The organism is Marinagarivorans sp. (assembly GCF_982758155.1).
Genome location: NZ_CEXWTU010000257.1, coordinates 1 through 6,514 on the forward strand (window position 1 = coordinate 1; position 6,514 = coordinate 6,514).

The 6,514-nt window shown below is 45.8% G+C and carries 7 protein-coding genes; 1 reads left to right on the top strand and 6 read right to left on the bottom strand.

The window, feature by feature from the left end; all coding sequences use genetic code 11:
• Positions 1–223 precede the first annotated feature (223 nt).
• Positions 224–2,176 (top strand): S8 family serine peptidase, encoded by a 1,953-nt coding sequence (locus AC3A8L_RS18755; protein WP_487963806.1) that lies wholly within the window; start codon positions 224–226, stop codon positions 2,174–2,176.
• A 129-nt stretch (positions 2,177–2,305) separates the two neighbouring features.
• Here the strand turns inward: AC3A8L_RS18755 and AC3A8L_RS18760 are convergent, their stop codons facing one another.
• The 6 genes from AC3A8L_RS18760 to AC3A8L_RS18785 form a co-directional block, all read right to left on the bottom strand.
• Positions 2,306–3,481: a Fic family protein gene (locus tag AC3A8L_RS18760; protein ID WP_487963807.1), complete on the bottom strand. Its 1,176-nt coding sequence runs from the start codon at positions 3,479–3,481 to the stop codon at positions 2,306–2,308.
• 375 nt (positions 3,482–3,856) lie between these two features.
• Complete coding sequence (locus AC3A8L_RS18765) at positions 3,857–4,423, bottom strand: hypothetical protein (protein WP_487963808.1); 567 nt, start codon at positions 4,421–4,423, stop codon at positions 3,857–3,859.
• A 3-nt stretch (positions 4,424–4,426) separates the two neighbouring features.
• Positions 4,427–4,831, bottom strand: coding sequence for a M23 family metallopeptidase (locus AC3A8L_RS18770; RefSeq protein ID WP_487963809.1), 405 nt, complete (start codon positions 4,829–4,831; stop codon positions 4,427–4,429).
• A 239-nt stretch (positions 4,832–5,070) separates the two neighbouring features.
• A complete protein-coding gene (locus tag AC3A8L_RS18775; protein WP_487963810.1) occupies positions 5,071–5,634 on the bottom strand; it encodes a glutathione S-transferase N-terminal domain-containing protein in 564 nt (187 codons plus the stop codon).
• Positions 5,635–5,808: 174 nt separating this feature from the next.
• Positions 5,809–6,117 carry a c-type cytochrome gene (locus AC3A8L_RS18780; protein ID WP_487963811.1) on the bottom strand — a complete coding sequence of 103 codons (309 nt, stop codon included), beginning with the start codon at positions 6,115–6,117 and terminating at the stop codon, positions 5,809–5,811.
• Between the two features lie 160 nt (positions 6,118–6,277).
• On the bottom strand, positions 6,278–6,514 hold a 237-nt coding region (locus AC3A8L_RS18785; protein WP_487963812.1), incomplete at its 5' end, for an FKBP-type peptidyl-prolyl cis-trans isomerase.

Sequence of the window (6,514 nt, forward strand, 5' to 3'; positions counted from 1 at the left end):
CATATTTTCGCCTCGCCAAGCAAGCACCCACAAACCCAAATTCCAGCAACTTATTTAGTGCACGCCCCTTAGCCCCAAAAGCGATAGCTTTAATTCGGTGAATATTTCACAAAACTACGGGTAATTCGTCACCGCTGATTATCACTACTCAGTTATATAGTGATCGTGCCTAGGGAGGCGCCGTTGTCTTCCGCACAGGGAACCCCAACACGAGGAGCTTAAAATGACCATCAAAAATTTCACCCAAAAAGCGTTAGTTATCTCAATGAGTTTGGCGACTGGTTTTAGTGCCAGCTCAAGCTTTGCGCAAACAAAATCTGTGGTAAAAGTCTCACCCAGTTTGGTTTCAACTATTACAAAGAATCCGGTGGTTAGTCTTTCAAGGATTGAGTCCATAAAGGTACCGCAAGTTACAACCTTTGAAAATTCAAAAGTTAAAGTTATCAACGGTAAAAAGTTCACGTTTGTAAAAGGCATAGATGCTAAAGGCAATGATTATCAAAGAATATTGAATGCAGACGGTAAGGAAATTACAGAGCGCGATGTACCACGTGCTGAAACACACGTGTTCAACCCTGAAGTAATTCAATGGGCTAAAAAATTGGTGTCGCAAGGGGATATTTTAAGTACCCAAAAAATTGATATAGCACTCGATATTTTCGTGGCTGAAGCAACGACAAACGAAGTGGGTAGTGGTGAAATTATTAGAGGTGAAATGTCTTTTAGTGAAGTCAATGGTCAACAGTTAACACTTAAAGAGCTCGATAATTTCAGTGAGAAGTCGGTAGAGGTTATTCGTCGTAATCAAAATTCGCAAAATAAAAAGCGGCAAGAGTTATTAATGGTCTGGACGCAGAATTACGGGTTAATCAAGGCCGAGGGCGTTGAAGAGTCTATCGCAAGAGCGGGCGAGGGCTTAACGGCCGAATTAACCGCAGAACAAGTATTGCGTTTGTATAAAGCCGGCGATAAAACGATTGTCGGTGTTGAATTTACGCCAGAGCCAAAAGATGTTGTCGCAAATGCAATGCTTGATACTAACATTACCAACTGGGCGCTACCGTTTGGCAACAAGCGTGGCGATGGCATTGGTATATACATGACCGAAAGCGGTTGTGCCAATGAGTCGCGCTTAGAAAATTACGACCGCTTGGCGGGTTCAGAAACCAACCATTCAAGGAATGTGGGTGGCATATTACGCGCAGTTTCGCCTAATGCGTTCATCTATTGCCGCGGTAGCGCTGTATTACCGAAAAATAGCGATTTGGATGGCGTAGGCGGCAACGACCGCATTTATATTATGACTCGCTCAAATGGCAGTGCGGCCAGTAGTGCTTATACAACATTGGATCGCGATTGGGATAACTTTGCTTATAGTAATAACTTGGTATCCTACGTAGCTGCTGGTAATGAAGGCAGCGGTTCGGCCAATACTATTGCACCGGCTAAAGGGCTAAACACCATTGCGGTGGGTAATTATGTGGGTGCTTCCGATAATATTAATAGCGGCTCTTCATTTTTAGATCCCAGTAATACCGGTAACGATAAACCAGAAATTTCAGCGCCGGGTACCAATATATCGGCAGGCGGTTTCACCATGACAGGCACCAGTATGGCCTGCCCACACGCCGCAGCCTTTACCGCGGATATGATGTCCTCATCAAGTTACTTAAAATATCGCCCATATTTAGCTAAAGCCAAAATCATGGCGGGCTCAACCGACGCCATTGGCGGTGGTTTTGATAAAGTTGGCGTTGGCGGCATCGACTTTTTAAGTGCGCAATACAGCGGCTATTGGTCTTGGTGGTCGGGTGGTAATAATTCATGGAATTACTTTGATGGGCTAGATGGCAGTAAAGATGGTTACGTAACCCGTAAAGTGTATATCTCAAGCAGTTGGGACAAAGTGCGAGTAGCGTTAGCTTGGATGAACCGCGGGACTTATACCTATAACCATCGCAACGATGCGCATGCCATAGGCATGGATTTAGATCTTAGTGTGTACGGCCCTAACGGCAACTTTGTGGGTAGCGCTATGTCGTGGGATAACGCCTTTGAGCATGTAAACTTTACGCCATCGCAGTCGGGTTACTACACCTTTAAAGTAAAACGTTTTGCTAACCGCGATAATAATTCTGCATTGCGCATGGGTATGTATGTGAATTATTACAACTAAAATGGCAATTTAAAGCAAAACGGTTTTAACAAAAAAGGCGCGCTGAAGTGATTCATCGCGCTTTTTTTGCTTGCGAGAGTGCATGGAAAGTACTTTCAGCTAAAATTCCTTTATCTTCGACTCTAGGGGCTACGTTTTTTCTTGTGAATTTAGTTTAAGTTCACCCACTCTCAAGTTCAGTTCATAGCGCGCATTCCGGCCCACCTTTTTCAGTGGGCTGAGGCAACCTTTCTGGACAAGTTCTGCCAGATCTCTTGTCGCGGTTGCCTTCGAGCACCCCGTCATACCCATGTATTTTTTGGCGCTAATTCCATACTGAAACCCTTCTATGCCAGCATTAAATACCTTGTTAATAGCTTTTGCCTGTCTTGCATTCAGGTCATTTCCTTCGTGGTCATTCCAGTATCTCGCTTTTTGGAGAATAAATTGGACCTTATATGCGGCTTCTTTCTGCGCTTGCATAACAGTGACGCAGAACCAATTCACCCAAGGTGTAGCATCCATATCGGGCTTACTTGCCTGGTGTAGCTGCTCGTAATACTCCTTTTTATTGCGCTCGATAGCTGATGATAAGCTGAGTAATGCCGGCCCGCGGGCGTCTTGTGCTAATGCCTGTTCAGCAATCGCTCGACCTACACGACCATTACCATCATCAAACGGATGGATGGACTCGAACCAGAGGTGCGCAATTGCAGATCGTTCAGGGCCAGAAAGGTTTTCTTTTCTATCGGGATTAAGCGGGCAACTATTGTTATACCACTTAAGGAAGCGCTCCATTTCTTCATCCACTCGATGGGATGGCGGGGCTTCGTAATGTACGGTTTCATAACCTATCGGGCCTGAAACGATTTGCATGGGGCTTTCTGTTGTTCGCCATTGCCCAATTCGTATGTTTGGCTTTAAAAGGCTTTTATCTTCGGGAGGTAACACCATTTGATGCCAGTGAAACAGTTTTTCCTTAGTCAATAGTTCGGTGTACGTCTTTCGAAGGTCAACCATCAGTGCGGATATCCCCTCAGCTTTGGGGTCCAATACTCGAGTTGGAGGGTTGCTCAGCCCGAGGAAATTCTTGATAGAGGAGCGTACGTCTTCAGAATTAAGCATTTCACCTTCAATTTGGCTAGTCTTTACGGCTTCATTGACCATAAGGTCTAGGTACGCCTCATTTTGTAAGCTTTCTTTTAACTGCCCTATGCCTCCAGATAGTCGGCCAGACTCTAAAGCATACGAATACAGCGTATGCCGTATTTCTTGATCGTTGTAGGTAAAGTTGGGCCAATCGGAGTGTTGCCAGCAGTATTTCATGGAGGTGAGCCGTTTAATTTAACTTATCGGCTCATTATATATCATTTTATGAGCCGATAAGTTAAATTAAACGGCTCACTATTTTCAATCGGTTTGATTGTGAATAGTGGCTGGCGATATCCGCTCTGTGCTGGAATAAAGCGAATGCCTGTCCTCGGTTATTTGTCCTCGGTTATTGTGGCTGGACCGGAACGGCCACCGAGCTGGAAAAGACTAGGCTAAAAAAAACCGCTAGGGCATAGCCTTAGCGGTTTGTGGTCTTGAATTTCTCAATTGGTTTGCATATGAAAAGTAGATTAACAACTAAAGCTGCTTAAAGTGAGTGCCTGTCCCGCTATCTTGTTGCTGTGACACTAATGAGCTATACCCGAAATATTATGGATAATCCAAAGGCTCATAAAGCTCAAAAACTAAGCCATTCCAAAATATAAAAGTATCAATCCCAGCCTCAGTGGGAATAACAATAACATCACCCTTGGCCCGTTCGCTGATAATAGCTTCATCAATTAAGTCTACGTTTTTATGCTGAATAATTTTAACAGATAGGGCCGCATCAGCATCCAAAACGGATGTATCGTTTATATCATAAATAAGGAAATCACCGAGGTCACCGCCATAATAAACGCCAATCGCGCGAAGCGAACCATGCGTGACCTCTGCATATTTCGCCCATAAGCTCACTGGCGTAACGCCAGACAAAGGCGCATTTGAATTTCGTCGCCCCCAAAATATCTTATCAACGAGACCATCCCCATTTAAGTCGGCTTTGGTGGGTAAACTGCTAGATTCTTCGGTGTTATTAAGTATTTTCTCAAGCTCAAAAGAAACGGATGAACTTTGCCCTGTGAGCGGCACGTCAGCCAATGGGGCTTGGCCCTCTGAGCAATTAATCAGAATTAATAGCGAGGCAATAAGTGTTAGGGATTGTTTAATTTTAAGCACCGTCTATTCAGCCTTATCCAGAATGGGGGTTGGATCAATTAAATCATTTCTTCGCATATATGGGGGACTACTTCGGTTAGTTAACCCGCCCTCGGTCTTACTTGAATATAGCTCCAAGTGAAGCATCGACATATTAAGCCCCCGAAGCTTACCAACATAGCCTATTAGATCTCCGCGCTTAACGATGCTACCAACTTCAAGTTTTGGCCCTGCCCCTCCTAACTCGCCATACCTTGCAATAAATTCGTCATGCTTAACCTCTAAAGCGAAGGTACCCAAATAAAAGGCATAACGGGGTTTCAAAATGACTCCATCTGCCATTGCATATACCGCTGTTCCAATAGGCGCGTATATGTCACACCCAGCATGCTTGCGCCCCTTAGAGCGACTGCCACCAAAAGCTCTCATTCCCTCTTTGTAGGATTGAGTTGGGTGGGATGATAATGGGAATTTATGAGATCGGGGTAACTTGGGTTTGGGAACTAACGGGGCACACACTCTAAATTCTGGACAAAAAGTACATACTAACGGGATTTCCAGAGCGCGTGCGGAGTACCCATGGATTGGCTCGTGCGAGTCCAGAAAAATTATCGGCTGCCGCTAAGTTAACGGCATTGACGTCCATGTCGGCCCATTCATAAAATCCCTTAAGCACCCACAGGTGGTGCGGTTTGTGCAAAGTGGGCATCGTTATTCGCTGCGCTAACAATCGATTGCAAATAGGGGCGGTTAGCCAAGCTGAAGCGTTCACGGTAAGTGCCCCAGGTTAAAAAACACTCGAGGCGCAATTTTGCATCAAGGTCTAAGGTTTGGGTGCCTATCTCAATTTTTTCGAGGTGATCTAAGCCGGCTTCAATGCGTGCGCGTTGTCGGTCGAAATAAGGGTTTGATTGGGTGTCTAGGCCGTTGCGCTCTAATAAGAAAATATTGATTGCGCTATCCATTAACGTGTTTGCCAAACAGAATATATCTAAGCCATAAACGCTGGGCAAAAAGGTGTGGCCGGCTTGTTCGCGAATGTAGCGCAGGATTGAGGTGGAGTCGGTTAGCTCTACATCGCCGTCGTGTAAAAAAGGAACTTTCATTGTCGGCGATTGAACGGCAGAGCCTTTGGCGTCGGTTTCAATAAATTCACACGCGGTGCCGGTTTGTAATAGCGCAATGCGAACATGGCGAACATAAGGAGAGGTGAAAGAGCCAAAAAGTTGCATGGAATATCCTTGTCAAAATGTAATGTTATTGAGGTCGCTATTGTAGCGTGCGCGTTAGTATCACTTGGCCATTAACGCATAAAATGGAGTATACGCATAAGGTGGAGGGCAAAAAAAAGCCCAGCATGTATTTGCTGGGCTTTTAGAGGGCGGGGGCGTAGTTACCTAGTTGGGTTATAAACCTGAGTAATAGGCGGCCACGTTCTCAATATCGGCATCGCTTAGGCTGGCGGCAATGCCCGTCATAATGCCCGCTTGGCCGCCTGAGCGGCCACCACTTTTATAGGCTTTGATGGCGAGCTTTATATACTGCTCGTTTTGCCCCGCAATATTGGGGTAAGTCGGAATGGCGGCTTTGCCCACTGGCCCATGGCAAGCCGCGCAAATTATGGCTTTGGCTTTACCTGCAGCGGCATCACCCGCCATAACAGGGGCGGCAAGGGTAGCGGAGGTAAGGAGTGCTGCAATCGCAAGCGTTTTCATGTGATTCTCCAAGGATGTATGTTTAAGATTGGCAGATTCAAGACTCTAAATTGTTCTGTTACTAATGAGCTTATGCGTCTCTTCAAAACGGTAGTCTAAGTTTAGCCTGTTGTGGCTGAACATCGAGTGAATTTACGAATCCACTCGGATTTTTGGATGATTAGCGGCGCTGAAAGGCGTGCTGGCAGCTGTCGGCTTTGATCAGGTTTACGGTGAATTTCATGGCCGCATTAGAAGGGATGTTCGGTCTTGAGCCCTTGCTGCCATAGGCTTGCTGAGGGTGTACGTAAAGCTCCCAGGTATCGCCTTCCATCATCAGGGGAATGGCTGTGCGCCAGCCGGCAATCATTTTGCTTAAGGGGAATGTGGGCGCTCGGCCCCGCTGGTAGCTGCTATT